This window comes from Providencia stuartii (assembly GCF_029277985.1).
Classification (GTDB): domain Bacteria; phylum Pseudomonadota; class Gammaproteobacteria; order Enterobacterales; family Enterobacteriaceae; genus Providencia; species Providencia zhejiangensis.
Genome location: NZ_CP119546.1, coordinates 1,585,620 through 1,612,320, shown reverse-complemented (window position 1 = coordinate 1,612,320; position 26,701 = coordinate 1,585,620). Strand labels below are relative to the sequence as shown.

The 26,701-nt window shown below is 41.1% G+C and carries 24 protein-coding genes, 1 other RNA gene and 2 pseudogenes; 15 read left to right on the top strand and 12 right to left on the bottom strand.

Annotation, left to right across the window (positions count from 1 at the left end):
* Window positions 1-5: 5 nt before the first annotated feature.
* The 3 genes from rseB to rpoE all read right to left on the bottom strand — a co-directional run bounded on the left by rseB (window position 6) and on the right by rpoE (window position 2,260).
* The gene (gene rseB / locus P2E05_RS06955; RefSeq protein WP_154624303.1) at window positions 6-950 is read right to left on the bottom strand and encodes a sigma-E factor regulatory protein RseB; all 945 of its coding nucleotides are present in this window, start codon (window positions 948-950) and stop codon (window positions 6-8) included.
* Complete coding sequence (rseA, locus tag P2E05_RS06950; RefSeq protein WP_276123069.1) at window positions 950-1,576, bottom strand: anti-sigma-E factor RseA; 627 nt, start codon at window positions 1,574-1,576, stop codon at window positions 950-952. The genes rseB and rseA overlap by 1 nt, the downstream gene beginning before the upstream one ends.
* Window positions 1,577-1,681: 105 nt before the next feature.
* Entirely contained in the window at window positions 1,682-2,260 is a 579-nt protein-coding gene (gene rpoE / locus P2E05_RS06945) for an RNA polymerase sigma factor RpoE (RefSeq protein WP_154624301.1), read from the bottom strand.
* Window positions 2,261-2,753: 493 nt separating this feature from the next.
* On the opposite strand from rpoE, the gene nadB reads away from it, so the two are divergent.
* Window positions 2,754-4,355 (top strand): L-aspartate oxidase, encoded by a 1,602-nt coding sequence (nadB, locus tag P2E05_RS06940; protein WP_163861008.1) that lies wholly within the window; start codon window positions 2,754-2,756, stop codon window positions 4,353-4,355.
* Between the two features lie 36 nt (window positions 4,356-4,391).
* On the opposite strand, the gene trmN is transcribed toward nadB, so the two are convergent.
* A complete protein-coding gene (gene trmN / locus P2E05_RS06935; RefSeq protein WP_163861007.1) occupies window positions 4,392-5,120 on the bottom strand; it encodes a tRNA(1)(Val) (adenine(37)-N(6))-methyltransferase TrmN in 729 nt (242 codons plus the stop codon).
* Window positions 5,121-5,284: 164 nt separating this feature from the next.
* On the opposite strand from trmN, the gene P2E05_RS06930 reads away from it, so the two are divergent.
* The 4 genes from P2E05_RS06930 (at window position 5,285) to srmB (ending at window position 9,940) form a co-directional block, all read left to right on the top strand.
* Window positions 5,285-6,016 carry an IclR family transcriptional regulator gene (locus P2E05_RS06930; protein WP_154624298.1) on the top strand — a complete coding sequence of 244 codons (732 nt, stop codon included), beginning with the start codon at window positions 5,285-5,287 and terminating at the stop codon, window positions 6,014-6,016.
* Window positions 6,017-6,018: 2 nt separating this feature from the next.
* Window positions 6,019-6,936 carry a formimidoylglutamase gene (hutG, locus tag P2E05_RS06925; RefSeq protein WP_196713287.1) on the top strand — a complete coding sequence of 306 codons (918 nt, stop codon included), beginning with the start codon at window positions 6,019-6,021 and terminating at the stop codon, window positions 6,934-6,936.
* Window positions 6,937-7,230: 294 nt separating this feature from the next.
* Window positions 7,231-8,436 carry a sodium/glutamate symporter gene (gene gltS / locus P2E05_RS06920; RefSeq protein ID WP_154624296.1) on the top strand — a complete coding sequence of 402 codons (1,206 nt, stop codon included), beginning with the start codon at window positions 7,231-7,233 and terminating at the stop codon, window positions 8,434-8,436.
* Window positions 8,437-8,599: 163 nt separating this feature from the next.
* A complete protein-coding gene (gene srmB, locus P2E05_RS06915; protein WP_276123068.1) occupies window positions 8,600-9,940 on the top strand; it encodes an ATP-dependent RNA helicase SrmB in 1,341 nt (446 codons plus the stop codon).
* Between the two features lie 31 nt (window positions 9,941-9,971).
* Here the strand turns inward: srmB and P2E05_RS06910 are convergent, their stop codons facing one another.
* Window positions 9,972-11,426 (bottom strand): ankyrin repeat domain-containing protein, encoded by a 1,455-nt coding sequence (locus tag P2E05_RS06910; protein WP_154624294.1) that lies wholly within the window; start codon window positions 11,424-11,426, stop codon window positions 9,972-9,974.
* Window positions 11,427-11,585: 159 nt separating this feature from the next.
* Window positions 11,586-11,969: an autonomous glycyl radical cofactor GrcA gene (grcA, locus tag P2E05_RS06905; RefSeq protein ID WP_154624293.1), complete on the bottom strand. Its 384-nt coding sequence runs from the start codon at window positions 11,967-11,969 to the stop codon at window positions 11,586-11,588.
* A gap of 320 nt (window positions 11,970-12,289) precedes the next feature.
* Between grcA and ung the strand changes: the two genes are divergently transcribed.
* Window positions 12,290-12,970 (top strand): uracil-DNA glycosylase, encoded by a 681-nt coding sequence (ung, locus tag P2E05_RS06900; protein ID WP_154624292.1) that lies wholly within the window; start codon window positions 12,290-12,292, stop codon window positions 12,968-12,970.
* 64 nt (window positions 12,971-13,034) lie between these two features.
* On the opposite strand, the gene grpE is transcribed toward ung, so the two are convergent.
* The gene (gene grpE, locus P2E05_RS06895) at window positions 13,035-13,625 is read right to left on the bottom strand and encodes a nucleotide exchange factor GrpE (protein ID WP_154624291.1); all 591 of its coding nucleotides are present in this window, start codon (window positions 13,623-13,625) and stop codon (window positions 13,035-13,037) included.
* Between the two features lie 101 nt (window positions 13,626-13,726).
* Here grpE and nadK point away from each other — a divergent pair, with 101 nt between their 5' ends.
* From nadK to bamE, 3 genes are all read left to right on the top strand, one after another.
* Window positions 13,727-14,626: an NAD(+) kinase gene (nadK, locus tag P2E05_RS06890; RefSeq protein ID WP_195848186.1), complete on the top strand. Its 900-nt coding sequence runs from the start codon at window positions 13,727-13,729 to the stop codon at window positions 14,624-14,626.
* An 85-nt stretch (window positions 14,627-14,711) separates the two neighbouring features.
* Window positions 14,712-16,373, top strand: coding sequence for a DNA repair protein RecN (recN, locus tag P2E05_RS06885; RefSeq protein ID WP_163861005.1), 1,662 nt, complete (start codon window positions 14,712-14,714; stop codon window positions 16,371-16,373).
* A 112-nt stretch (window positions 16,374-16,485) separates the two neighbouring features.
* Complete coding sequence (gene bamE / locus P2E05_RS06880) at window positions 16,486-16,965, top strand: outer membrane protein assembly factor BamE (protein WP_154624288.1); 480 nt, start codon at window positions 16,486-16,488, stop codon at window positions 16,963-16,965.
* A 179-nt stretch (window positions 16,966-17,144) separates the two neighbouring features.
* On the opposite strand, the pseudogene P2E05_RS06875 reads toward bamE, so the two are convergent.
* The 4 genes and pseudogenes from P2E05_RS06875 to P2E05_RS06860 all read right to left on the bottom strand — a co-directional run.
* Window positions 17,145-17,282 (bottom strand): annotated as a pseudogene (locus P2E05_RS06875) (PCC domain-containing protein); the annotation flags it as partial.
* A pseudogene (locus P2E05_RS06870) lies at window positions 17,273-17,502 on the bottom strand (transposase); the annotation flags it as partial. The pseudogenes P2E05_RS06875 and P2E05_RS06870, both read right to left, overlap by 10 nt.
* Window positions 17,503-17,640: 138 nt before the next feature.
* The gene (locus tag P2E05_RS06865) at window positions 17,641-17,934 is read right to left on the bottom strand and encodes an RnfH family protein (RefSeq protein WP_163861004.1); all 294 of its coding nucleotides are present in this window, start codon (window positions 17,932-17,934) and stop codon (window positions 17,641-17,643) included.
* Complete coding sequence (locus P2E05_RS06860; protein ID WP_154624286.1) at window positions 17,927-18,361, bottom strand: type II toxin-antitoxin system RatA family toxin; 435 nt, start codon at window positions 18,359-18,361, stop codon at window positions 17,927-17,929. The genes P2E05_RS06865 and P2E05_RS06860 overlap by 8 nt, the downstream gene beginning before the upstream one ends.
* Window positions 18,362-18,515: 154 nt before the next feature.
* Between P2E05_RS06860 and smpB the strand changes: the two genes are divergently transcribed.
* From smpB to P2E05_RS06835, 5 genes are all read left to right on the top strand, one after another.
* Window positions 18,516-18,998, top strand: coding sequence for an SsrA-binding protein SmpB (smpB, locus tag P2E05_RS06855; RefSeq protein ID WP_154624285.1), 483 nt, complete (start codon window positions 18,516-18,518; stop codon window positions 18,996-18,998).
* Window positions 18,999-19,046: 48 nt separating this feature from the next.
* Window positions 19,047-19,410, top strand: a transfer-messenger RNA (tmRNA) gene (gene ssrA / locus P2E05_RS06850).
* A gap of 203 nt (window positions 19,411-19,613) precedes the next feature.
* Window positions 19,614-20,855, top strand: coding sequence for an integrase (locus P2E05_RS06845; protein ID WP_276123067.1), 1,242 nt, complete (start codon window positions 19,614-19,616; stop codon window positions 20,853-20,855).
* Between the two features lie 348 nt (window positions 20,856-21,203).
* Entirely contained in the window at window positions 21,204-21,665 is a 462-nt protein-coding gene (locus P2E05_RS06840) for a GNAT family N-acetyltransferase (protein ID WP_154624284.1), read from the top strand.
* 36 nt (window positions 21,666-21,701) lie between these two features.
* The gene (locus P2E05_RS06835) at window positions 21,702-22,154 is read left to right on the top strand and encodes a GNAT family N-acetyltransferase (protein ID WP_154624283.1); all 453 of its coding nucleotides are present in this window, start codon (window positions 21,702-21,704) and stop codon (window positions 22,152-22,154) included.
* Between the two features lie 362 nt (window positions 22,155-22,516).
* Here the strand turns inward: P2E05_RS06835 and P2E05_RS06830 are convergent, their stop codons facing one another.
* On the bottom strand, window positions 22,517-26,374 hold the full coding sequence (locus P2E05_RS06830) for a hypothetical protein (RefSeq protein WP_272657562.1): 3,858 nt from the start codon (window positions 26,372-26,374) through the stop codon (window positions 22,517-22,519).
* 147 nt (window positions 26,375-26,521) lie between these two features.
* Here P2E05_RS06830 and P2E05_RS06825 point away from each other — a divergent pair, with 147 nt between their 5' ends.
* Entirely contained in the window at window positions 26,522-26,650 is a 129-nt protein-coding gene (locus P2E05_RS06825) for a YagK/YfjJ domain-containing protein (protein WP_196713492.1), read from the top strand.
* Window positions 26,651-26,701: the final 51 nt, after the last annotated feature.

The following is a 26,701-nucleotide window of genomic DNA, read 5'->3' as shown; positions in this document are numbered from 1 at the left end:
TACTCCTAAAAACGAATGCTCGCAGCGACTTGCTGTGCCGTTAACAACGGCAATTCGCCTATTATGGTAATCACATTTTGTTTCTGAGTCATTGTATAAATTGTGCGGCGACCATTTTGAATAGGTTGCTCTAAAGGTTGCCCTTGTTCGGCCTTAGTGACATTCACAGAAAAGGTGAACAAGCCATCACTAAATAATGCGCTTTCAACCTCATCATTCTGTGCGAGACTACGCTTTGAACGTGAAATTTCTTCAAATCCTGGGGGTAAAAAACCCACGCGCCATTTAAATGACGGGCTCGTATTTTGAGGAGAGACTAATAATGGTGGTAAATTAATTTTACTTAAATTCACCAAAGAGTCATTTACCGCTTTACTATCTAACACGGTCGAGATCACGCGAAATTGTTCTAACGTTTGATTATTGTTATTAAGAAGATCAACTCGTAGGGGTAACTTGTTCTCTTCATCAATTAACAACACATAATTAAAGCGTGAGTTATCTTTAGAGATAATACGAATAACTAACGACGGCTTATCACCAATATGTGTGCGTCCTGCATCGATAAAATTATAGTATGGCTTAATTTTGTCGTAATCAGCGAACAGCACTGAAGGCAAGTTATCGACAATGTGTTTGCCATTCAAACTAAAGGCATCGAAACCGGGTTCGAAATAACTAATTCGCTCGCCCTTTTGAACAATCTCACGCCGCGTCGAATCCATTTGGATCATCTGAGATATCGGCACATTATTGATGAGTCCATGGCGGTAGCGAACAGGAACGATACTTCTCGGGCTAAAAGACATGAATGACATTTCGTAGGAAAGATTCTGGGCAGCACTTCCCATCTCTTTAAAGAGAACTTCGGCATCTTGTTGAGATGCCGAAGCTTGATTAGCAATAATCAGGCTGCCCGCCAGGCAGATGACGGATAACCACTTATTCATTAGTGCTGTTTAACTCCAGCCGATACCGCTGCTTTATCATCATTTTCATGATATTGCTGATTTAGCATGGAGCGTCTTTCAATTTCATATTGCTGAAGCATTGCATTAACACGCTGATTTTGTTGCTCAACTTGTTGCATTTGTTGCTCGTTACCAAAAAGTTGGCCATCAGAGAAATTTAGGCTTACAGGTGCGCCAGCCCCAACAGGAATAGTGTTAAACACGGGTTCATCAATCATCGACTCATCGGAGTTACTTTGGTTATATTGTTGCACACCAACGATGACGGCAAGAGACACACATGCTGCAACACCAATTTGGGTGATTTGGCTAGCCCATGGGCGAACCTTCTGCCAAAACGGCATACTTCCCCATATTGCCGGCTCAGGCTGTGACTCAACAACTCCCTGAGGATTAAATTGCACAACTTCATTCTCTAATGCTGCGGCGACCTTACCTGCTATGTCAAAATTCATGACATCAGGGGTGTCGTTACGCAGAGTATCACGAATAAGATGATAGCTCTCCCAACGTTTTTGTAACGTTGAATCACATGAGATAGCGTTAATCAGTTCTACATCTAGAACTTCGCCATCCATCATTGCGGAAAGTTTCTCTCTTTGCATGCCCGAATACCTTCAGTTAATTGCATCACAATTACAGTTTAATACCCTGATTTCGCTATATTGCACGGTGTTGTATTCCAAAAATAACATGAATACAAACAACTTCTAGTGCTGCTGAATCAACGGTTGTACTTTATTATCGATAGCTTCCCTTGCTCTAAAGATACGGGAGCGCACAGTGCCTACAGGGCAATCCATAATCTCCGCGATTTCTTCATAGCTTAAACCATCAAGTTCCCTGAGTGTTATTGCCATTTTTAAATCTTCAGGTAACGACTCAATCGTTCGAAAAACTACCTTCTTCAATTCTTCAGACAACATTAAGTTCTCTGGGTTCGAAATTTCTTTCAGTGCGCCTGCTGTTTCGTAATTTTCTGCATCGCTCGCTTCCAGATCCGACGCGGGAGGGCGTCGATCTTGAGCGACTAAATAATTTTTGGCCGTGTTAACCGCAATCCGGTATAGCCAAGTATAAAAAGCACTGTCACCACGAAACGAGCCAATCGCACGATAAGCTTTAATGAATGACTCCTGAGCAACGTCAGGCACATCCGCTTGTGGCACATAACGGGAAACCAAACTTGCGACTTTATGCTGGTATTTCACCACCAGTAAATTGAACGCTTTTTGATCGCCCTTTTGAACTTTTTCGACCAACATCTGGTCTGTCAGTTGCTCGCTCATTCCTGGGAAAATCTCCCGCAATCAGGCTGTAAATTTGTTAACTCGATCATGTCTCCCTTCCTAAAGCAAGCGTTACTTTGAGTAGTAAAAACAAGTGAAGTTCAATTTAATACATAAAAATAGTAAAAAACTTACAAAAAAAAGATGTTTTTACTGATAAAGGATCCACACGATCCTCAATAATTCACTTTAAGTTCAGATAGATAACCAAGCGTGTTGCGTGTTATCCCCTCTGATACAAAACGGTAAAACAGTACTCAATAGTGAGTCAATAAAATCAGCGTAAGCCCAACTTCAAAAATAGCATTACCAAGTCTGATAGGCTAACATGAAACTTCCAATAGATACTATACTCTAAATACTTCGAGGTGCAGCTAGGCAACAACCAATGAACCGCTAGACGCGTCTATCAGTCAGTGACTCGTACCAGTCATCCTAGCCAACAATACTGCAACTTGAAAGATGGCGAGCATATACAACATGCAAAACACTTATGAACGATTACCCACAGCATTACACTGATATACTTATTATTGGTAGCGGTGTCGCAGGGCTTTCCGCTGCATTACGGCTCGCACCATTTCATCAAGTGACCATCCTAAGCAAAAGCACGCTCAGTGAAGGTGCATCTTACTATGCACAAGGCGGAATTGCTGCTGTTTTTGATAATACAGACAGCGTAGAGTCTCACGTCGAAGATACCTTAATTGCCGGCGCAGGTATTTGTGATCCACAAGCGGTCGAATTTATTGCTTCCAATGCCAAAAACTGTGTTCAATGGTTGATTGATCAAGGCGTATTGTTTGATACTGAAGTGACTGAAACGGGTGAAACACAGTATCATCTTACCCGTGAAGGTGGGCACAGCCATCGCCGAATACTCCATCATGCCGATGCCACAGGCAAAGAAGTTGAGACGACTCTCGTCAATCTGGCCTTTTCCCACCCCAATATTCATGTCAAAGAGCGTTATAACGCTGTCGATCTTATTCGATCTGATAAAATCGACACATCTGGCCAACCGCGTATTGTCGGGGCTTATGTCTGGAATCGACAAAAAGAACACGTCGAAACGATCCGTGCCAAAATCGTCATTCTAGCCACTGGCGGTGCAGCGAAAGTTTATCAATATACCACAAACCCTGATATTTCATCGGGAGATGGTATTGCAATGGCATGGCGCATCGGCTGCCGTGTGGCAAATTTGGAATTTAATCAATTCCATCCAACATGCTTGTTCCATCCACAGGCCAGAAATTTTTTATTAACGGAAGCATTGCGTGGAGAAGGCGCTTATTTGAAACGCCCTGATGGAAGTCGATTCATGCCAGACTATGATCCTCGTAGTGAACTGGCACCAAGGGATATTGTTGCAAGAGCCATTGATCATGAAATGAAACGACTCGGTGCGGACTGCATGTACCTTGATATTAGCCACAAACCCGCGGACTTTGTTCAGAGCCACTTCCCAACTATCTATGAAAAACTAATGACCTTAGGGCTTGATCTGACTAAAGACCCAATCCCTATTGTACCAGCAGCGCATTACACCTGTGGCGGCGTCATGGTTGACCAAAATGGCATGACCGATATCCCCAACCTCTACGCCATTGGAGAAGTCAGTTATACAGGGCTGCACGGGGCTAATCGCATGGCATCCAATTCACTTTTAGAGTGCCTGGTTTATGGCTGGTCAGCATCGGAGCATATTAATCAAACGATCTCACAGGTCGATGATATCCCGATACTCCCTGAGTGGGATGAAAGCCGTGTGCATAATTCAGATGAACAAGTCGTCATTCAACATAATTGGCATGAATTACGTTTGTTTATGTGGGATTACATGGGGATCGTTCGAACAACTAAACGCTTAGAACGCGCCTTACGACGCATCCATCTATTACAGCAAGAAATCCATGACTATTATGCTAATTTCCGTATTTCAAATAACTTACTAGAGCTTAGAAACCTAGTTCAAGTCGCTGAATTGATGGTTCGCTGTGCGCTGGAACGTAAAGAGAGCCGCGGCTTACACTATACGTTAGATTATCCCGCGTTATTGCCACTCTCAGGTCCGACTATCCTCAAACCTTAATCTCATGAATTAATAGCTAGTCCGTTGGATTAGCTATTAATATTTCAAATAAAAATCACGTATGAGCCGCTGAAAATCTTCGGTATAAATCGTATTATCGGCCTCTTTTAATACTAACGTTGTGATTTGCGCTACCACAGGCTCTCGTTTTAACCCCAATAGCATGCGGTGAAATGGCATCGTGGCTTTGTCACGAATATTCACTCGATAAGCGGTAAACCAGTTATCGCTATGCGCCATTGCTTCAACCTTTTCGCCAACATCATAAGGTAGTACAAGACAAAATAAGCCATCCGGTGCCAAACAGTGCCGTGCACTATCTAATAATGTTTGATGAGTTAACGTGGCAGTATAGCGAGCCTGTTCGCGCTGCTCGCTACTGCATGACACAGATGGCTCAAAATAAGGCGGATTACTGACGATCAAATCATAGTCATGTTGTCTTTGAGTACAAAACTCAACAATATCTTGCGCAAAGACTTGTAACCTTTCACGCCATTGAGATTCGATAAAGTTTTCTTGTGCTTGCTGTGCCGCCGCACTATCCAATTCAACCGCATCAATAATGACTTGTTGATTTCGTTGAGCAAGCATCAAAGCAATTAAGCCACTGCCACTACCAATATCTAAGGCTGTTTTTGCCTGTTGCACGGGCGCCCATGCCCCCAGTAATACCCCATCCGTTCCAACTTTCATTGCACAGCGATCATGTCCCACAAAAAACTGCTTAAAGGTAAAACCGCCTTTGCGATAACTTTTTTTCACGTTATTCAACCACTCTAATTATTTTTTAATCATTCAAATTTTCATTATACGACAATTTTAAAATGCAATATTTACACTTTTCTCACAAAAGAATTCTCACAATATGAGAATATTATTTGAGCCTAAAAATTTTTACTGCTAACTTCGAAAAAAAGGGGGATACCATGAACAGTATTAACCGAACATTAAATATTCTATCTTATATCACTGCTAGTGCGGTTCCCGTCACTCCACAAGTGATATCCAAGGCATTGAATATTCCTGTTTCGACTGTTTATCGACTACTCGCCATTCTCATAAACTGGGAATTTGTGACTTATGCTAAACAATATGGTACCTATACTGTTGGTGCGCAGAGTATCAAAACTCAAGAAAAATACTATCACCACAGCCTGTTAATGAATTCATCAAAAATAGAACTGCTATCACTGAGTAAAAAGACACAAGAAACCGTCGCAATTATTACATCAAATCTGTGCGAGACCATCTGTGTTGACATGATAGAGAGTTCACAAGCACTACGCTGTTCCTTTGTCATCGGGCGAGGCAATACCCTCATCAAAGGGGCGAGTGCAAAAACATTGCTCGCGTTTCGCGACGAAGAATATCAATCATTAGTGTTTGAAACCCATACAGAACAATTGCAATCACCCGGCAGTATACAGCAGTTAAAACATTCACTCATGCAAATACGCCAGCAAGGCTATGGCATCTCATGTGGCGAAATAGATGAAGGCGTTTTAGGTGTATCCGCACCTATTTTTAAAGGCAATGATGTTATTGCAGTTGTTTCTGTAATGGCACCGGAATTTCGTTCAACTCATCGAATTGACGAATTTATCGCTGAGACCTGCAAAGCAGCTCATAACATGACCAAACTCATTAATCTGGAGTAATTATGGCAGCACCTTTTATTTGGCAAGGCCGTACTGATGGTGATACCGAAGAACACCTACGGATCCATCAAGTCATGAATAAAAATACCCCTGCACAATTTGCTTTAATTGGCTTTGCTTCCGATGAAGGCGTTAAACGTAATAAAGGACGACTAGGCGCTAAAGCAGGACCTGATGCTATCCGCCAGCAACTTGCAGGTCTACCACTGCATCAACCTTTAGCGATTCGAGATGCAGGAACGATCTATTGTGACGATGGCCAATTAGAATCAGCACAACGCCGTCTTTCGGATGAGCTCATCACGATTTTATCATCGAAACAAACCCCTATTGTTTTAGGGGGAGGACATGAAGTGGCATTTGCCAGTTTTCAAGGACTGTTTGATTTCGTTAAACAGACTCAACCAACGAAAACCATTGGCATCATTAATTTTGATGCCCACTTTGATTTACGTTCAGCGCCAATAGCAACATCTGGCACGCCATTTTTACAAGCGGCACAATTATGCGAACAGCATAATCGCCCTTTTCATTATCTCTGTCTTGGTATTGCCGATCATGGCAACACTAAAGTGTTATTCGATACGGCGGATAAATTAGGTTGCCAATATATTCGTGATAAGGCACTGACCGCTTCTCAATTACCTAAAGCCATAGAACAAGTTCAACAATTTATTAATCGCGTCGATTATTTATATGTCACCGTTGATCTTGATGTTTTTTCTGCGGCAATCGCTCCAGGCGTTAGCGCCCCCGCGGCGAGAGGAATTAATACAGAAACATTCGATCAATTATTTTCAGTCATTAAAGCGAGCAAAAAAATTGCGGTATTTGACATTGCTGAATGTAATCCAGAATTTGATATTGATAACCACACGTCAAAATTAGCAGCTTATTTGATTTACCAATTTTTATTCTAATAAACAAACACAACAACGCGACTGATAAATATACCGTTCAATACATTTGTAACCCAATAACCATAACAGTAATTAAAACAATACTGACAAAAAAATATCGCAACAGTTTTAACATTAAAGTTTATTTTATGACGTTAACCACAAAATAAAAATTTAAAACTTGAGAATTAAACTGTTGCGAAAGGGTAGCCGAATACTTCTTTAGAGACATTCACACTGTGGCTAGAGCGTAGGCGTGTCGCCAAAAACGGCAAATGGCGAGAACGGTTATAGATTACACAGGGAAACATCCATATGACATTACAACTCGATACATTATCTACACTCCTCCTTACGGTACTGTGCCTCCTAATGGGCATTCACTTAAAAAAGCGTATTGAATGGTTACAACGCTTTTGTATTCCATCACCTGTTATCGGTGGCTTTTTAGTGAGTCTCATTATTTGGGGACTGAAATCCTTTAATTTGGCTGAAATCCATTTTGATACCAGCCTACAGACTTTTTTAATGGTTGCTTTCTTCACAACAATCGGGATTGATGGCAGCTTCCGTATTCTAAAAAGTGGCGGGCGTCTACTGTTTATCTACTTATTTATTTGTTGGTTTACCGTATTATTCCAAGACACCTTTGGTGCCGGACTCGCACATTTATTAGATATCAACCCCGTCATTGGCGTGATGGCAGGAGGCGTCTCTTTAACTGGTGGTCATGGTGGTGCAGCCGCATTTGGTCAAATGGCCGAAGGCTTAGGTGTACAATCAGCAACAGTTGCCGCCATTGCAGCAGCGACTTTTGGTTTAATTACTGGCAGCTTATTAGGTGGACCAATCGCCTCTTTCTTAATCAAAAAGCATCGTGTGACTATTCAAGCCGATGAGACCGTCACCAGTCCAAAAGTCACCGAAACCATTTCAAGTAAAATTGAATCTATTGATGCCCATGCCTTTTTAAAAATGTTGGCATTAGTATTAGGTATCATGGTCATTGGGCAATTTGCGTCAGCACAATTTACCAAAGCGACGGGCTTCTCTTTACCCAGTTATGTGGGAGCAATGATCATTGCGATTGTCATTCGTAATATCAACGACCAAGTTCATCTATTTAAAATTAACCAAAAATCTGTCGATTTAATTTCTGAAGTTTCTCTCGGCCTATTTTTAACCATGGCAATGATGTCCCTTAAGATTTGGGAACTGAAAGATGTTGCCTTACCCCTCTTTATCATTCTTTTTGCTCAGGTCGTGGTATTAATTCTGTTAGTGGTATTCGTTATCTTTAGACTCCTCGGCAAAAACTACGACGCTGCCGTTATGTGTGCAGGATTAATGGGGCACGGATTAGGAGCGACCCCGAATGCAATGGCAAACATGTCTTCCGTGTGTGAACGCTATAAGCAAGTTTCCATGAAAGCCTTCATGATTGTTCCATTAAGTGGAGCTGTACTCATTGATTTAGTGGGTATTCCTTACCACACTTGGTTAATTAACATCCTCAGTTAATCTTCTTGGGCATGCGTGCTTTTCACCTCGGAAAAGCACGCTTTCTGGCAATAAGACTGCCCGTTAAACGCTAAAACAGGTACACTTTGCTAAAAGATCTATATTTTATAATGAACAATTTGGCTAACCTGTTTATAATCAGCGCCCCAAATAGAGGTATATCATGACTGCAACCACATTTTCTGAACTTGAATTAGATGAAAGCCTGATCAACGCGCTGGCAGATAAAGGCTATGAACGCCCTACTGCAATTCAGGCAGCCGCTATCCCTGCGGCGATGGATGGCCGTGACGTTTTAGGTTCAGCCCCAACTGGTACAGGGAAAACCGCGGCATTCTTGCTACCAGCCATCCAACATTTACTTGATTTTCCAAGAAAAAAATCAGGCCCTCCGCGAGTTCTTGTATTAACGCCAACTCGCGAACTCGCGATGCAGGTTGCAGATCAAGCAAAAGAATTATGTGCACATAATCATCTTGATGTCGCGACAATCACTGGTGGTGTCGCCTATATGAACCATGCTGAAGTCTTTAGCGAAAACCAAGATATTGTTGTTGCAACAACAGGTCGCTTACTTCAATACATTAAAGAAGAAAATTTTGACTGCCGTGCTGTTGAAATTCTCATTCTTGATGAAGCAGACCGTATGCTCGACATGGGCTTTGCTAATGATATTGAAACAATTGCGGGGGAAACACGCTGGCGTAAGCAAACGATGCTGTTTTCTGCGACTCTTGAAGGCGAGGCGATTCGTGACTTCTCCGAGCGTCTGTTGGAAGACCCCGTTGAGATCGACGCTGAATCTTCCCGCCGCGAACGGAAAAAAATACAGCAATTTTACTATCGTGCAGATAATTTAGAACACAAAACCGCCTTGTTATGCCATCTCATTGCACAGAGCGATGTGACGAAATCAATTGTGTTTGTTCGCAAACGTGAACGTGTGCGCGACGTTGTTCAGTGGTTACGTGATGCAGGTATTGAGCCTTGCTATCTTGAAGGAGAAATGGTTCAATCAAAACGTAATGAAGCGGTTCGCCGTTTAGTTTCAGGCCAAGTCAAAGTTCTTGTGGCTACCGATGTGGCCTCTCGAGGTTTAGATATCGAAAATGTCAGCCATGTGTTTAACTTTGATATGCCACGGACTGCTGACGTTTATCTGCATCGTATTGGTCGTACCGGTCGTGCTGGCCGAAAAGGTACCGCGATTTCACTGATTGAATCACACGATTACCCTTTATTCGGTAAAGTGACACGTTATATTGAAGATCCTATAAAAATGCGTGTTGTCGATTCTTTACGTCCATCAACTAAAGCACCTTCTGCATCAATGATGAACAAACCAAAACCATCTAAGAAAGTGCTCGCTAAACGTAAAGAAAAGAAAAAAGAAGAAGAATCGAAGAAAAAAGCTAAAGTCCGTCATCGTGATAAAAAGAACATCGGTAAACGCCGTAAACCCGTGACAACAGCTTCAGAACCTAGTCATCAAAAATCTGAATAAATGACTTAACGGGCTTAGGCCCGTTTTTTGATTACGACATTTTGGCCATCAATCTTTCGCGTATTATACGTCCTTGTGAAGATAACCAGTCAGCCTTAACCATATGATTTTTTAATACATCGCGACAGTTATACCCTCGGTGATTCTTAACCCTCCAATCAGCACCTTTATTTAATAAATACTCTGCGACGGATAACGCATGACTACCTAGCGCATCATGTAATGGTGTATTCCCAAAGTCATCAACGACATTCACCGCAAATCCGCTTTGCAACAACACTTTCGATTGTTCCAACCTGCCTGATTGAGCAGCAAGGTGTAAATAGCTTCGATTGTCGGCCAAATGTGTTTTTTTGATTTCCTTGGCATAGAAAGAATTCAGCAAGATTTGCATAAACTCAGGATCTGTTGATCTGACGGTATAACTGACTAATTCATCAAACTGCGCCGTTTTATTGCTAATCGCGACTAATCTTGAAAATTCCGTTATATTCCCTTGCCTAATACTGTTTTCACAACAGTTTTGCCAGCATTCGGTATAATGATCATGGCTGGATGATACGTTACAACTAAACTCCTCTAATTGCTTATCAAAATCATCATTAACAACCTTTTGATAATTTGACCAAGGCGCAAAATGACACATCATTTTGAGTATTTTAGGCATCGTATGGGCAATAAAATTACGAGTCACTATGCGATGAGGTAACCAGTCACGCCATGATTTCCTGTCATCATAATAATCTAACAGTATTCGACTCCCTAATGCGGATGGAAAAGGCGATAGCGATTGTAGTAAATCTAACCAATCGTAACGAACAACATAAAAACGCGATAAACCATTTTCTGCCATTTTTTTCGCTTCTTGATAATCCATCCCAATCTGCCGTAACGTATTTTTGGCAATTCCTGCTGGCGTATATCCAATACAGGGGGTTTGGCTAGCTAAGGAAGCAAAAGTTGCAAGCCCTCCCCCTAAAGAATGACCGACACAGATCATATTTCCTTTTGACGCGTTAAATAACACATTAGTTAAATTAACCGCTTGAAAATATTGAGGTTCAAAGCAACCAATCCCTTGCCGTATATCCGCATAAAAATCAATGAGCTCATTTGAGCCAGCAAAGCTAATAATATATAAATCATTCATGCGACAAATATGCGCTTCAAAGCCTGTCGCCTTATCAGATAACAGTCTTGGATCAACGCCAATGTCACTCAGTTGCTGATGGTTAAGACGCTCAACACCATATCTATTTTCCCAATCCGAAAAATAAGCGCCATACGCAATTAACCCCATCAAATAATCATAATTTTGTGGATCACGACCAAAAAATTGCTGAAATGATAATTGTTCTGGCTCCTCCATTTGATGAGCACACTGTGGCAATGACCCCTTCTTCTTCAAATAAATGCTGATGATTTCTTGGATCATAGCAATTTGATTATCAGGTTCAATTTGCATATTTTGGTTAATTGAGGACATAAAGCCTCCCAAATAATGGTGATAGGAAACAACATTAAAAGGGAAAATCCAGAAGGGAAAAAGAATGTACTTTGTTAGATGGGCATAAAAAAGCCATTGAATTCAATGGCTTTATAAATTAGTTATAGGCTAATACTTTTATCTTGAACAATATCGTTATTACAGGCTTTCAGTGAAAGTACGAGTAATAACATCACGTTGTTGTTCTGGCGTTAATGAGTTGAAACGCACTGCATAACCCGAAACACGAATCGTTAATTGTGGGTATTTTTCAGGGTTTTTAACCGCATCTTCTAAAGTTTCACGGCTTAACACGTTGACGTTTAAATGCTGACCACCTTCAACACGGACGGTTGGTTTGACTTCTAAAGGCACTTCACGATACTCAAAAGCACCGAGTTCATCTTTAGCCACAATTTGCCCTTCACTGTAATCTGCTTTTGCACAGACACAACGTGCTTCATTTTTCTCTTCATCAAGTAACCAAAAAGAGTTTAATAATGCAGCATTGTCAGTTTTAGTAATTTGAATACCTGTAATCATGTCGACCTCCACGCTCGAGCAGGATTGAGATCAATCCCATCATTTGACTGTCAGTTAAATATTTGGTCTAACCAATTTCTCTACACATTATATACCAGCAAGAACCTAGGGCTTCTTTGATATTTATCAATAATTTCCAGAGGGAATTAACGCTCATTAACTCAACACCATGTTTTAAATCAATTTTTATCATTTATTGAAATCAATTTTTTTTGCTGTTTTTAAACTATTTTTTAATGATTTAAGCGAAAACTCATCTTTATCTCTCGCAACTTAACCAGTAAGCTTATAACTATAATTTGGTTGTTATAGGAATTTTCATGTCAAATACTCCAACTTGGCACGATGTTATTGGCTCAGAAAAAACACAAAGTTACTTTAAAGACACTCTCGCCTATGTGGCGAATGAACGTCAAAACGGAAAAATTATTTATCCGCCTCAACAAGATGTGTTTAATGCCTTTAGATATACCGAGCTCGCTGACGTTAAAGTCGTCATTTTAGGGCAAGACCCTTATCACGGCCCAGGGCAGGCTCATGGCCTATCTTTTTCAGTGCTACCCGGCATTAAGCCACCCCCTTCATTAGTCAATATGTATAAAGAGTTAGAAAAGGATATCCCAGGTTTTAAACGCCCTGATCACGGTTATTTACTCAGTTGGGCTAAACAGGGGGTGCTTTTACTCAATACCGTATTAACGGTTGAACAAGGTAATGCGCATTCCCACGCGCATTTAGGATGGGAAACATTTACAGATAAAGTGATTGCCGCAATTAATGAGCACAGAGAGGGGGTCATTTTCTTATTATGGGGCTCACATGCTCAGAAAAAAGGCAAGATCATTAATACCAAACGCCATCATGTATTAAAAGCACCGCACCCTTCTCCACTCTCTGCGCATCGTGGCTTTTTGGGATGTGGACACTTTTCACAAACGAATGCGCTGCTACAACAACAAGGCCTCACACCAATAGATTGGACTCCCGTCATTGAAGCGTGACGTTTTATCGCCATAAAAAAACCGGGTAACACATAAGTGACCCGGTTTCATCATTCACGCGACCTTATTTAGAGACGATAACCATTGCCGGTCTTAACAAACGACCGTTTAATAGATAGCCCTTCTGCATCACGTCAATAACATGGTTTGGTTGATGATCAGGCGACTCAATCATCGTCATAGCCTGATGTATTTCAGGGTTAAATGCCACATTAGATTCACCAACCACTTCAATGCCGAATTTACCTACAGCATTTAAAAATGATTTCAGTGTCAAATCTAAGCCCTCTAACATCGCCTTCGACGTTTCACTTTCGTGATCCGCGGCATCAATTGCGCGCTCTAAATTATCGATAACAGGCAATAACTCGTTAGAAAACTTCTCAAGCGCAAATTTATGTGCTTTTTCGATATCTTGTTCTGTACGGCGACGAATATTCTCAATTTCAGCTTGCGCACGTAACATCGCTTCACGCTCAACTTTTTGTGAAGCTGCGAGTTGTTCTTCAAGCTCAGCAATACGCGCTGCTAACGCTTGCACCTCTGCCTGTGACTCAGCCTGCTGCGCTTCTTGCTCTTGCTCTGACTCCGATTTTTGGACTTCATTCAGCTCAGGGGCTTGCTCATCATGCATGTTTTGTTCTTTACTACTCATGAATATCTCCGCGTATTTAGCATTAATCCCATTTATTAGAGTATTATGGGGATATAAAACAGGGATTCAAGGGACGTCATGCAATGAGAGGCCAAAAAATTATGCGTCAGGATAAAAGCACGCACCAAACCATTTTTCGAACCATCGGTATCGTTGGTCACCCACGCCACCCCGAAGCTTTGGCTACCCATGAATTAATCTATAATTGGCTATTATCTAAAAATTATCACGCCATTATTGATAAGCAAGTTGCCAAAGATTTAAAACTCCAAAATGCGAATACGGGAAACTTAACAGAGATCGGTCAACAAGCAGACTTAGTGATTGTTGTTGGAGGCGATGGCAACATGCTGGGAGCCGCCCGAATTTTATCCCGTTACAATAACAAAGTGATTGGTATCAACCGCGGCAATCTTGGTTTCCTTACCGACCTTGACCCAGACAACGCTTTGCAACAACTTTCACGGGTTCTTGATGGTGAATACCGAGAAGAGCAGCGTTTTTTACTTGAAGCTCAAGTCATCAAACCAAACCAAAAAGCGCGTAAAAGTAGCGCGATTAATGAAGTGGTTCTCCACCCCGGCAAAGTTGCTCATATGATTGAGTTTGAAGTCTATATTGATGATCGTTTTGCCTTTTCACAACGCTCAGATGGCCTAATCATTGCCACACCAACGGGGTCGACAGCATATTCGCTCTCTGCCGGAGGGCCTATTCTGACACCTAATTTAGATGCGATTGTACTCGTTCCGATGTTTCCTCATACCCTGTCATCACGCCCACTGGTTATCAGCAGTGACAGCCGTATCCGACTTAAATTTTTACGTAGTAACATTGACTATGAAGTGAGTTGTGATAGCCAAATTATGTTACCCATCCAAGATGGTGAAGAGGTTGTTATACAGCGTAGTAACAAAAGCCTTAATCTCATTCACCCTAAAGATTACAATTATTTCAATACATTAAGTTCAAAATTGGGTTGGGCTAAAAAAACTTTCTAATTTTTTTCATCTGCCTCTTTACTGTATAAAAAAACAGGATACACTGTATACAAACACAGGTGTGTATTTTTACAGGAGAGCGCAGATGCTTACCCAACTTACCATTAATAATTTTGCTATCGTTCGTGATCTGGAAATTGATTTCCGTAGCGGTATGACCACAATTACAGGTGAAACTGGTGCAGGTAAATCTATCGCTATTGATGCACTTGGTCTGTGCTTAGGTAACCGGGGTGATGCGAATATGGTCCGCCCTGGCGCACAACGAGCTGACTTATGTGCGCGTTTTTCCTTAGTGGATGCCGATATGGCGGCTAAATGGCTTATCGCTCACGAACTGGATAATCATAATGAATGCCTCTTACGGCGTACGATCACGTTAGATGGCCGCTCTCGTGGTTTTATCAATGGTACTGCTGTCCCTCTTTCTCAATTACGTGAGCTGGGTGCCTTACTGATCCAAATTCATGGCCAGCACGCGCATCAACTCCTCTTAGATAATACACACCAAAAATCATTACTGGATGCTTATGCAAATCAGCAAGCACAACTTGCTAATATGAAACAGGCTTGGCAACAATGGCATCACTCCTGCCAACAACTCGCCATGTTTCAAAAACAGATGCAGGAGCGTGAATCACGCCAACAGCTTTTGGAGTATCATTTAAAAGAGTTAAATGAGTTTAACCCTGTCCAAGGGGAATTTGAAAGTATTGAACAAGAATATAAACAGCTAGCTAATTATGGGCAATTTTTAACACTCGGACAAAATGCAATGCAGATTATGTCCGAAAATGATGGCGTTAATATTTTAAGTTTACTAAATAGCGCAAAACATGAGTTAACTGAGTTAGCCACTCTGGATACTAAGTTTTCTAGCTTGTTGGATATGCTCGAGGAAGCCTCTATTCAAGTGAGTGAAGCAAGCGATGAACTAAGGCATTATTGTGATCAATATGAACTAGATCCTAATCGTTTGTATGAACTTGAACAACGTATCTCAAAGCAAATTCATCTTGCTCGTAAGCACCACATTATGCCTGAAGCGCTACCTGAGCTATACCAGCAATTATTAGATGAACAGCAAAAGACTGCGGAGCAAAATGATGACTGTGAAATGCTCAGTGAACAAGTACGCCGAGACCATCAACATGCGCTTGCCTGCGCTCAACAGCTACATCAGGTTCGTGTCGAGTATGCCCAAGAGCTCAGTCAGTTGATCACAAATAGTATGCATCAACTCTCCATGCCCCATGGTCGCTTCACCATCGATGTCACATTCACCCCCGACCATTTACAAATCGATGGTGCAAGCAAAGTCGCGTTTAACGTCACAACAAACCCAGGGCAACCGCATCAATCACTCGCGAAAGTTGCGTCAGGGGGCGAGTTATCACGTATTGCCTTAGCAATCCAAGTGATCACCGCGAAAAAAATGGATACACCAGCCCTGATTTTCGATGAAGTTGATGTCGGAATTAGTGGCCCTACCGCCGCTATTGTTGGTCGACTACTCCGTGAATTAGGTGAATCCACTCAAGTCATGTGCGTTACACATTTACCTCAAGTTGCAGGGTGTGGACACCAACATTTTTATGTCAGCAAAGAAACAAATGGCGTAGAAACAGAAACTCGGATGCAATTGCTAGATAAAAAATCACGTTTACAAGAACTTGCACGTTTATTAGCGGGCAGCGAAGTGACCAAAAATACACTGGCGAATGCAAAAGAATTACTCGCAGCATAAATTTTGACAACTTTTTTGCTCTCCTATGGTCTTAGAGTCAATACGGAAGGTTTTAAATTGTATCAATGTCGATTATCATTGATGTTCTGACTCCAAAAGGAATGAGATATCCATGCGTTATAAACTGTTAACTGCTGCTGCACTATCACTCGCATTAATGTCCACGGGCTGTTCAATGATGGAACGTTTGGTCTATCATCCTGACATTAACCAAGGTAATTACCTGACAGCGAAAGATGTTGCTAAGATCCAAAAAGGAATGACTCAGCAACAGGTCGCTTATACTTTGGGCACACCAATGTTAACCGACCCGTTTGGTACTCAAACTTGGTACTATGTTTTCCGCCAAGAGCTTGGTCATGACCCTGTTAAGCAAGAAACGCTGACCTTAACTTTTGATCGCAACGGTATCCTTACTGAGATCAAAAATGAGAAAAATCTTGCAGAGCAAGAAGCGATGGAAGCCAAAGAAATTGAAAGTTCACCATCTGAACCAGCTTCTGCTGAGCCAGCACCTGCTACTAGCCCAGCAGAGCCCAGTATGCCGACTACTGAGCAACCAGCTCCTGCTAAAAAAATGCTAAGTCAGTAATTGACTAATAAATAATAGCTAGCTTACATCGGCTGGCTATTTTTCGCTCAATTTGTAATAGCTACCTGCCATCAATAAATACAGGTAGTTATTACAATTTTAACCAGCCTCACCTCGATCAAATCATTTTGATAATATTCTCGAGTGAAGGTGATGTTATCTCACTCTTCAATGACTCATTCTAAGGTTGTTCTAACGGTACAACCGTTCATCATATGCCCACCTTGAACATGGCTATTTTCATCTGAGATAGCTAGATGTAAATGTTCACTCATCGCATCTAAGGTGCCGAACAGAGAAACAACTTTATACTTACCGATGAATGGACAAGGTCTGACTGAACATTTAGCGCTAGCGCTTCACAGTCCTTCATATTACAGAGAATATAAATTGTTCTATAAAGCGCCTTAACTACTTTATCTTTCAACATCTTATAACGATATTTAGGTATCCAAACTCGATGATATGTGCAGTGCCAATACCATGTGATGAACTGTGTATAAAACCCGTGTGATTTCCTTTGTACTTGTGGTGAATGAGAGGATGTTTTCTGACATGGGGTTTCTTTCAGACTATAGCCTCACAGGCTCAATCATCACCTTAGCTGGTGGTTTACAGCGGACAATAAAAAACCGAGAGAACTCTCGGTTTAATAGAAGGAACAAAAAACAGTCACTATTTTTTGTTATCTTTCGATTTTTCAGCTCTTTTACGGCGTAACTCTTTAGGGTCAGCAATCAGTGGCCGATAAATTTCAACACGGTCCCCGTCTTTCAATGTATCGCTTAGCTTTACCGGGCGACTATAGATACCAACTTTATTTTTTTTCAGGTCAATATCTGCTCGTAGTGCAAGAATACCTGAAGCAATAATCGCATCTTCAACCGTTGCCCCTTCAGCGACATTGACCGACAGTAGATATTGCTTCTCAGGTAAAGCATAAGTGACTTCAACGTTTAACTCAGACACTATAAACATCCTTTGCTCTGAGCGTGAATGCCTGAACCATGTTATTCGCTAATTCTTTAAAGATTTTGCCAAAAGCAAGTTCAATCAGCTTATTCGTAAACTCAAAATCAAGGTGAAATTCAATCTTACACGCATCCGAGCTTAACGGTATAAAACGCCATCCCCCTGTTAGCTTTCGAAAAGGCCCTTCAACCAATTGCATGTGGATACCTTTGTTATCCTCTAATACATTTTTGGTTATGAACGTTTTACTAATACCTGCTTTTGAAACCTCTACAGAGGCCGTCATCTCATCATCACTATGACTAATCACCCGACTACCAACACATCCAGGCAAAAAACTTGGATATGCAATAACATCATTAACAAGTTTATACATTTGTTCTGCGCTAAATGGCACTAACGCAGAGCGACTAATCTGTGGCATATCAATTCCTATCCCCAAAAACTGCACATATAATACCACTATTGATTGGTTAAACAAAAAACAAAACGCCTTAAGCACAATAATTGCACAATCGGCACATTTTTAAACGTAGAAAGATTTATTTAACTTCAGCTTACAGTATAATGAACAAACTATGACAAAGAAAAAAGCTTATAAACCTGGTTCGGCAACTATTGCCTTGAACAAACGTGCTCGCCACGAATATTCTATCGAAGAAGAGTTCGAGGCTGGCCTGTCCTTACAAGGTTGGGAAGTAAAATCACTACGTGCTGGCAAAGCTAACATTGGTGATAGCTATGTCTTACTCAGAGATGGTGAAGCTTATTTATTTGGTGCAAATATCACACCACTGAATGTAGCATCATCTCACGTTGTCTGTGATCCGACACGTAGCAGGAAGTTGTTACTAAACCAACGAGAATTAGACACCCTTTATGGTCGTGTTAACCGTGAAGGCTATACGGTCATCGCCCTTTCCCTTTATTGGAAAAATGCTTGGTGCAAAGTCAAAATTGGCGTAGCAAAAGGTAAAAAGGCGCATGACAAACGTTCTGATATTAAAGAACGTGAGTGGCAATTAGATAAAGCACGTATAATGAAACATTCTAATCGCTAAGTTCTAGCTTTTTAGAGTATTTTTCTGTTATACTGCGTTCAACAACTTGGGGCTGATTCTGGATTCGACGGGATTTGCGAAACCCAAGGTGCATGCCGAGGGGCGGTTGGCCTCGATAAAAGCCGCAAAAAAATAGTCGCAAACGACGAAAACTACGCACTAGCAGCTTAATAACCTGCATAGAGCCCTCTCTCCCTAGCCTCCGCTCTTAGGACGGGGATCAAGAGAGGTCAAACCTAAAAGAGATCGCGTGGATGCCTTGCCTGGGGTTGAAGCGTTAAATTTAATCAGGATAGTTTGTTAGTGGCGTGTCTGTCCGCAGCTGGCAAATGAATTTAAAGACTAGACTAAGCATGTAGTACCGAGGATGTAGAAATTTCGGACGCGGGTTCAACTCCCGCCAGCTCCACCAAAATTCTCCATCGGTGATTACCAGAGTCATCCGATGAAGTCCTAAGAGCCCGCACGGCACAAGCCCTGCGGGCTTTTTTGTGCCTTCAATTTGTCCCGCGAAGTCCGAAGAGAACTAATTAAATCCGAACCTTTTAGGCCCATTGATAGGCCCAACGAAAAGCTCTATTGTTTTCGTTGGGCCTAAACGCATGGAGACTCCCCATGGCAAGAAAAACCAAGCCGTTAACCGATACGGAAATCAAAGCCGCCAAACCTAAAGATGCCGATTACCAGCTTTATGATGGTGATGGGCTGACCCTGTTAATAAAGTCCAGCGGTAGTAAGCTCTGGCAGTTCCGTTACTATCGGCCTCTAACCAAACAGCGAACCAAGCAGAGCTTCGGTGCCTACCCTGCTGTCTCCCTTTCTCATGCGCGTAAACTCAGAGCTGAATCTCGAGTTTTGTTGGCAAAAGATATTGATCCTCAGGAACACCAGAAAGAACAGGTGAGGAATTCTCAAGAGGCCAAAACCAACACCTTCTTGTTAGTTGCCGAGCGTTGGTGGAATGTGAAGAAAGCCAGCGTAACAGAGGACTATGCCGACGATATCTGGCGCTCGCTTGAGAGAGATGTTTTCCCAGCAATCGGTGATATCAGCGTCACTGAGATTAAGGCTCATACTCTGGTTAAAGCTGTTCAGCCGGTTCAGGCCAGAGGTGCATTAGAGACTGTTCGCCGCCTTTGTCAGCGTATTAACGAAGTCATGATTTATGCGCAGAACACAGGCCTGATTGATGCAGTTCCCAGTGTAAATATCGGAAAAACGTTCGAGAAACCGCAAAAGAAAAACATGCCAAGTATCCGTCCGGATCAGCTTCCACAGTTAATGCAAACAATGCGTATAGCAAGTATCAGTATGTCAACGCGATGCTTGTTCATGTGGCAGCTGCTCACTATCTCCCGCCCTGCCGAAGCCGCTGAGGTCCATTGGGACGAAATCAACTTTGAAACCAAGGAATGGAAGATACCCGCTGCTAGAATGAAAATGAATCGCGAACATACCGTTCCGTTATCTGACGCTGCTTTGGCTATTTTAGAGCTAATGAAACCATTAAGTGGTAATCGTGAATTTATCTTCCCTAGCCGTATCAAGCCTACTCAGCCAATGAATAGCCAAACCGTCAATGCTGCATTAAAACGCGCTGGATTCGGAGGTGTACTTGTTTCACACGGTCTTCGCTCAATTGCCAGCACTGCCCTGAATGAGCAAGGCTTTCCTCCTGATGTCATAGAAGCCGCCCTCGCCCACGTTGACAAAAACGAAGTTAGACGTGCTTATAACCGCAGTGACTACTTAGAACAAAGACGCCCTATGATGCAATGGTGGGCTGATTTTATTGAATCGGCTGATAGGGGAAGTATTATTGAAGGCGGGATAAGAGGGATATCACTAGTTGGGTAATTTGTGCGCCAGTTCGAATTTGAACTGGCACTATGACTACGTAGATCTATACATCATCCAGACGTCAGCTATGTGCCAGAAGCGGACATTATATAAAAGTAGCATCCCTTTATCGCTCACAGCGGACTGTAAAAGTTTATTTTACACCAATACCCTGTACCATATGCGGCATGGTCGCGCGCCAGTGCATATTCATCCCGCCGCTTTTGATAAATAATATGTTGATACCAAAACGAATAAAACTCTGAATGACCTAGCAATGGGCGCGCAACATCATTCTACTAAAAATCCCTGAGGAAAACGGGATAATTACCCCCTCAATCAAGCTAAAAACAGGGAAAGCACTATATGTCTTTCATTATTGATATAGCAAATGCCAGTGAGGCAAATGTACTGACAACACTATCATTGAGATCTAAAAAATATTGGGGATATAGTGATAATTTTATTGAAATGTGCCGTGATGAGCTTACATTAAAACCGGATGATTTCGCTCACTATTTAATTTTAGTAGCCAAAATTAATGGCAAATACTGTGGCTTTATTCAACTCAGATTTGATGAAGACTCTGAAAGCGGAGAATTAGAAAAGTTATTTATTGACCCTTCATTCATTGGATTGGGAATTGGTAAAGCTTTATATGACGCAGGATTGGAACAAGCGCGAAGGCTGAACATAAAAGAATTAACTTTAGATGCAGACCCCAACGCTGAAAATTTTTACATAAAAATGGGTGCGATAACAATGTGTAGAACTCCGTCAGGCTCAATACCAGACAGACTTATACCCAAAATGAAAATCACCTTATAATCATATATTTATTACATTATAATCAATGAGTTTCCTATGAACCTAAACTTTCGCAATCTGTTTCTTGACGATATTAATGAAATAACTGATTTGTATATACAAACATATCAAGCTCCTCCGTGGAATGAACTATACCCATCAGCTAAACCAGTGAAAGAGTTTATTTCAAATCATCTGAAGAATAATTATTTTCTTGGATATGTCGCCATCTTAGACTCTCGTATTGTTGCGGTTTCAATTGGTTTTCAGAAACCTTGGCCTGAAGGCATGGAATATTATATTGATGATTTCTTTGTTGGGTATGATTATCAAAATAGAGGGGTTGGGTCATTATTTATGGCATATATAAGAGAAGATATGCGCGCTAAAAATCTTAATGCCATTCTTCTGCACACTGAACATGGCTATCCAGCGGAATCATTTTACATAAAAAATGGCTTCGAGAGGCATGAAAACATGCTGCTCTTATCGACACGGATACCATGCTAATTTTAAACTAAAGAGCATAAAAATTTATAATATTTTTATGCCTATAAGGCTCCGTTACTCTATGTATAGAATGTAGGCTAGGATCGGTTTCCAATACTGTCCGCTCTTCGCTCAGAGCTGACTGTCAGTTTTAAGTATGCACGACACTGCTCGGGTATGAGCTAATACAATTGCAGTTAATCACTTACCCAATTCTTGACTACGGCTCTTACTTAGCATTACCTCATGCCAATATTTATCCACCTGATTAATTGAGTAATATATTTACCTCAAGCAGGGCCAGTTATACCCTGTGAATTAAGTAATTGAATTGAGCAATGAACCGTATATGAAATGTCTTAAGCAACTTTTCTATATCCTGTTTATTCAAATCGCTGTTCACGTCCTTCAGCATCCTTACGTTCACGGACTCTTTCATTCTCTATCCAGTGAATCAGTTTTTCATTCACCGACTTTGTAGCTATAGAAATGTCGGTACGCTCATGGGTAATTAGCTGGCTAATTGCATCTGCTCTAGATTGCATTATATTTGCCAGACTACCAGACCAACTAGAAGGAGCTGTACGCGCAGCAAAAGCTTCTAAAACAATTTTTGGTTCAGGTGCTAGTTCTAATAATTTGATTGCCACCTCAGACAAGATCGTTGCTGATGTAATCTCATCTTTTACCCAAAGGTTTATGCCCGTCGCTACAGCCGCAAATATACTGCTATCATTTTTGTAACAGCACCATTCAAGTAGTACATTCTTATCTATTTTTTCAAGAGCAGATCCATTCCTATCATCACTACGGATAAAATATAATCGTGACTGTTTTTGCCTATCCGTTCCCTTAAAAACACGACTAAGAAATTCTTCTGGCATCAATGAAGCTGTCTTCCCAATAACATTTTCAAATGAGTAAAGACAACCATAGCTATTGTCAATTACATCAAAAATAGTATTTAACCACTCTAGTTTTTCCGATTCGTTACCATCAAAACGTAAAGCAGCATTAATCACATGCTCCATGTTATAATCGCTCATACCGCCAGAGTCATTATCATTCCTCTTAAGTCGCGATATTCCAGCTTTCAGACCAAGTAATCTAAATTCAGCACCAAGAGTATCGATTGCTTCATCTTCGTCATGTAACCTCATGCTAAGGCCATCTAAAACTACATCATCACCATTTGGTTTTCTTAAAAGCCTTGAAGTAAGGTCAAGAATGCACTCTTTTGGTAAATCTCCATATTCCTTCCTCCACAAAATCGGTCCATACATGATTGGCCTGATATCTGGATCATCCAAAATTGTCATACAGCGATTCAGATCATTAACTGTAAATTCTCGTTGTGGATGTAGAGCAACTAAAACGTTTTTGAGTTCATTATGTTTTGCGCACTGTTCAAGAAATTCCTGCGCTAGCTCTCTATTTACAGAATCAACTTCGTCAATAAATCCCTTAAAAACTGAGAAATCTTTATTAATTTCGGGATGTTTCTTCAACTCATCAACAAGATTCTGCCAATAGATTTTCTGATCGTATGCTCCTTTCGCTAATCCTGTACCAAAAGCTATTCGATATGGCATCCAATCAGCAGAAAATAAATTAGAGCCTAGCTCATGGAGCTTATGATTTGAAATAGCAAAAAGTTCACCTAGTCGTTGAGCATTAGCGTCAAGCCGTTTTCTAGCGTCAGTATATTTATCTCCAGAACTATGATTAAAATCATTATCAAGAGCCCAATAATCCCGTCCTCCACTGAAAACAAATGTTATTGTTTTTGAAATTAAGCTATTAGGCTCTAACTCTTTCTCTAAGGCCACGAGATTATCTGGTATCTGTTTTAAATTTTGACTATCTTGGCTCTTAGAGTAATCAAAATAAATAACTGAACGGATCGCCTTCCAACCTTCTCCCCAAGGAGAGTCATTATGCAATTTACGAGCTACATCGATAAGTATTTCTCTCATTGCTTCTTGAAACCACATTCCTCTAAACTGATTCGCCAGAATTTGTCGAGCACAGTTTTTCAACTCAAGATCACTTGAGATCCCTAATTGTAATGCAAAATTAATAAAAGTATGACGCCACTCAACCAATTCATCGTAGTCAGGTTCGAATCCAAAATCTCTAGGCTTAGCACCAAATTCATACAACCCAATACCTGACCATAAACCATCATCAAGAGCAGTTGAAAGCATTTTAAGCCCTAAAGATCTACGAGCAATGATATCTGAAGTGAGGCATTCATTCATAATCTCAATACGCTGCTCTATAGAAGCATGGGTGCCTGATAAATATGCCTGAAAGAATTTAGTGAGCTTTTGCCCTGCATCATCGTGGTTATTACTTTCTTTTTCATTATCTGCAATTCGAATTAACAATTTAGCACATTGCACAAAGTTTCTAGGCTCATAAGCTAATGCTTGCAATAGTTTGATAGTCGTTATTCGACGAGAGTCATAACGCTTTAATTCGTTGAAATTAGAGTCAATGAGTTCTACCTGAATTCGGTTCAATAACGTATCAGGTGCCACTGGAGCGATATATTCCAACATCCTTATTTGTGAATCATCTAGCTCTAGAATTTTCCCTAACAGTCCTTCAGGTTGTAACCAACTTTCAACAATCTCGATGGCGACAGGATGGTCATGTAACAACCCTAATCGATGAGCAAATGACATTAATAAACGTTGATTGTTCGATGCTTCAAAGGTTGCCCTAAGCTGTTCGGTGGGGATACTATCAAGTGCTGACGATGCTAATCTGTTCGCAATAGCATGAGGTAAAATAGCTCGCCAATGAGCTCTTTTTTGTACAATATGCCTATCTATTAATTTTTTGACTGTGCGGAATAATTGGTTTTTAGAATACCCAGAAAGAGAGCCCAATACTTCTAATTCACTTCGCCCTACATCGGGATCAAAAATCGAAAATGAATATACTAAAGATAATATTTCAGCTTGCTCCCTTAAATCATCATTTTGGTGATTACGCTGATCGAATAAACGGTTAAACAATTGAGCGTCGGATAGTTGAGCCAAACTTTCCCCCTCTTCCACCCTCTCCGCTATTGCCAAAGAGACTCTTGCATTACCATCTGCAAACTCTGCAATCCTACGGGCATTATTCTGGCCTATATTAGGAAAACGACGGAGCAGTAATTTTTCAGCGACTTCGGGTCCAACTGTCTCTATGTGAATTACCTCTGTGGTCTGTGGCTTATCATCCCTAATATCGTACTCAATAGTAATGAGTTTTACATTGTCACATGCAGTAGAAACCCTTTTAGCCAAATCTGCATGGAGGTCTGATGGACAATTATCAAGGATCATAATTGAATGTCGGTTTTCAGAAATAAGCCTCTCCAACATGACTGTAGCCGACGGCTCTGGTTCAGCACCAGTATCGACATAAACAGCAATTGTTCTATCAAGAGCATCTGTTCCAACTGTATCTACAGTTTCATCAAAAAGCGCCTGTACGATACGCGTTTTTCCTACCCCAGATAACCCAGTAATACGAATTGCTTTATTAGTCGTTCGTACAAGGTCTCTCATCGGTCCGATTGCATCTTCAATACTAAGATTCTGACCTTTTCCTGATGGCAATGAGATCTTCACACCTTGTGCGAAAATTATAGTATCTTCAGCTCCTTGCGGTGGATTGCTCCATGCCCCATACGGCTGCCAGCCAGAGTATCCTCGACCCAACTTCCTTTTCACCCATAACATCACTGACGGATGTTGGCGCACCCACTGAGTTAATTTAGAACGGTCAAAGAAGCATAAATGCAAATTACTGCCATTAGGATCTCTGCTCACTGCATCCTGCATGGCTTCAATACGATCTTTTAGCATTGGAGGAGAACAATCATCAGCTAAGCTGACAATAATGTAACTTCCCCCTTGTGCGGCTAATAAAGAAATCGTTGATGACAATTCACCATCAATAACCATTTCTTTTGTAATAGCCGTTCTCGACATTGAGTGTTTTTTTGATTGAAGGATCGTATTCGGCCTTTCAAGAAACCCTGTAGTTAATTGCGCTACAGGAATATTAACATGAACATCAATACCATCATCTGGAGCATTGATTGAGCCGGACCAATTAACTCTAGCAGGGCTATGACCATGTGCTGCTACTTCTGCCTCTGAAAGACGAGCGATTAGTTCTTCTAACTGAACATCAGATAGCCCAAGTAATTCATCTTTTTCAATATCAAAAATTGCCATGGCTTAGACTTTTTAACGAAAATATTGGCACTTAAATTGCCGGAAATGAAACTATTATATCGAGTTGAGCTAATAGTGCATGTATAAGGTATAGAATGAGTAGAACAATCACAGTAAAGACTACTCAAGCGGCGGAGCTAATACTGAATAGCCACTGTCTCATTAGTCCACTACCCAGCTAACAGTAGGTATTGCTTAAATCAAAATTCATTAACGTTTGAACTAGACCGAACTGCATTAATGAATAGGCTAAGTTACTTAACGACAAAACGCTAAAAACACTACAATGCAATTCACGGAGTATTAGCTATAGCCAGAAATAATTAT

Excerpts from the sequence above, each read along its gene's own strand:
- rseA (WP_276123069.1), bottom strand. The coding sequence starts at position 1,576 with ATGCAAAGAGAGAAACTTTCCGCAATGATGGATGGCGAAGTTCTAGAT.
- P2E05_RS06930 (WP_154624298.1), top strand. The coding sequence starts at position 5,285 with ATGAACAGTATTAACCGAACATTAAATATTCTATCTTATATCACTGCT.
- P2E05_RS06830 (WP_272657562.1), bottom strand. The coding sequence starts at position 26,374 with ATGGCAATTTTTGATATTGAAAAAGATGAATTACTTGGGCTATCTGAT.
- grpE (WP_154624291.1), bottom strand. The coding sequence starts at position 13,625 with ATGAGTAGTAAAGAACAAAACATGCATGATGAGCAAGCCCCTGAGCTG.
- hutG (WP_196713287.1), top strand. The coding sequence starts at position 6,019 with ATGGCAGCACCTTTTATTTGGCAAGGCCGTACTGATGGTGATACCGAA.
- grcA (WP_154624293.1), bottom strand. The coding sequence starts at position 11,969 with ATGATTACAGGTATTCAAATTACTAAAACTGACAATGCTGCATTATTA.
- P2E05_RS06835 (WP_154624283.1), top strand. The coding sequence starts at position 21,702 with ATGAACCTAAACTTTCGCAATCTGTTTCTTGACGATATTAATGAAATA.
- smpB (WP_154624285.1), top strand. The coding sequence starts at position 18,516 with ATGACAAAGAAAAAAGCTTATAAACCTGGTTCGGCAACTATTGCCTTG.
- rpoE (WP_154624301.1), bottom strand. The coding sequence starts at position 2,260 with ATGAGCGAGCAACTGACAGACCAGATGTTGGTCGAAAAAGTTCAAAAG.
- P2E05_RS06845 (WP_276123067.1), top strand. The coding sequence starts at position 19,614 with ATGGCAAGAAAAACCAAGCCGTTAACCGATACGGAAATCAAAGCCGCC.
- srmB (WP_276123068.1), top strand. The coding sequence starts at position 8,600 with ATGACTGCAACCACATTTTCTGAACTTGAATTAGATGAAAGCCTGATC.
- recN (WP_163861005.1), top strand. The coding sequence starts at position 14,712 with ATGCTTACCCAACTTACCATTAATAATTTTGCTATCGTTCGTGATCTG.
- nadB (WP_163861008.1), top strand. The coding sequence starts at position 2,754 with ATGAACGATTACCCACAGCATTACACTGATATACTTATTATTGGTAGC.
- P2E05_RS06840 (WP_154624284.1), top strand. The coding sequence starts at position 21,204 with ATGTCTTTCATTATTGATATAGCAAATGCCAGTGAGGCAAATGTACTG.
- P2E05_RS06910 (WP_154624294.1), bottom strand. The coding sequence starts at position 11,426 with ATGTCCTCAATTAACCAAAATATGCAAATTGAACCTGATAATCAAATT.
- P2E05_RS06860 (WP_154624286.1), bottom strand. The coding sequence starts at position 18,361 with ATGCCACAGATTAGTCGCTCTGCGTTAGTGCCATTTAGCGCAGAACAA.
- nadK (WP_195848186.1), top strand. The coding sequence starts at position 13,727 with ATGCGTCAGGATAAAAGCACGCACCAAACCATTTTTCGAACCATCGGT.
- ung (WP_154624292.1), top strand. The coding sequence starts at position 12,290 with ATGTCAAATACTCCAACTTGGCACGATGTTATTGGCTCAGAAAAAACA.
- gltS (WP_154624296.1), top strand. The coding sequence starts at position 7,231 with ATGACATTACAACTCGATACATTATCTACACTCCTCCTTACGGTACTG.
- bamE (WP_154624288.1), top strand. The coding sequence starts at position 16,486 with ATGCGTTATAAACTGTTAACTGCTGCTGCACTATCACTCGCATTAATG.
- rseB (WP_154624303.1), bottom strand. The coding sequence starts at position 950 with ATGAATAAGTGGTTATCCGTCATCTGCCTGGCGGGCAGCCTGATTATT.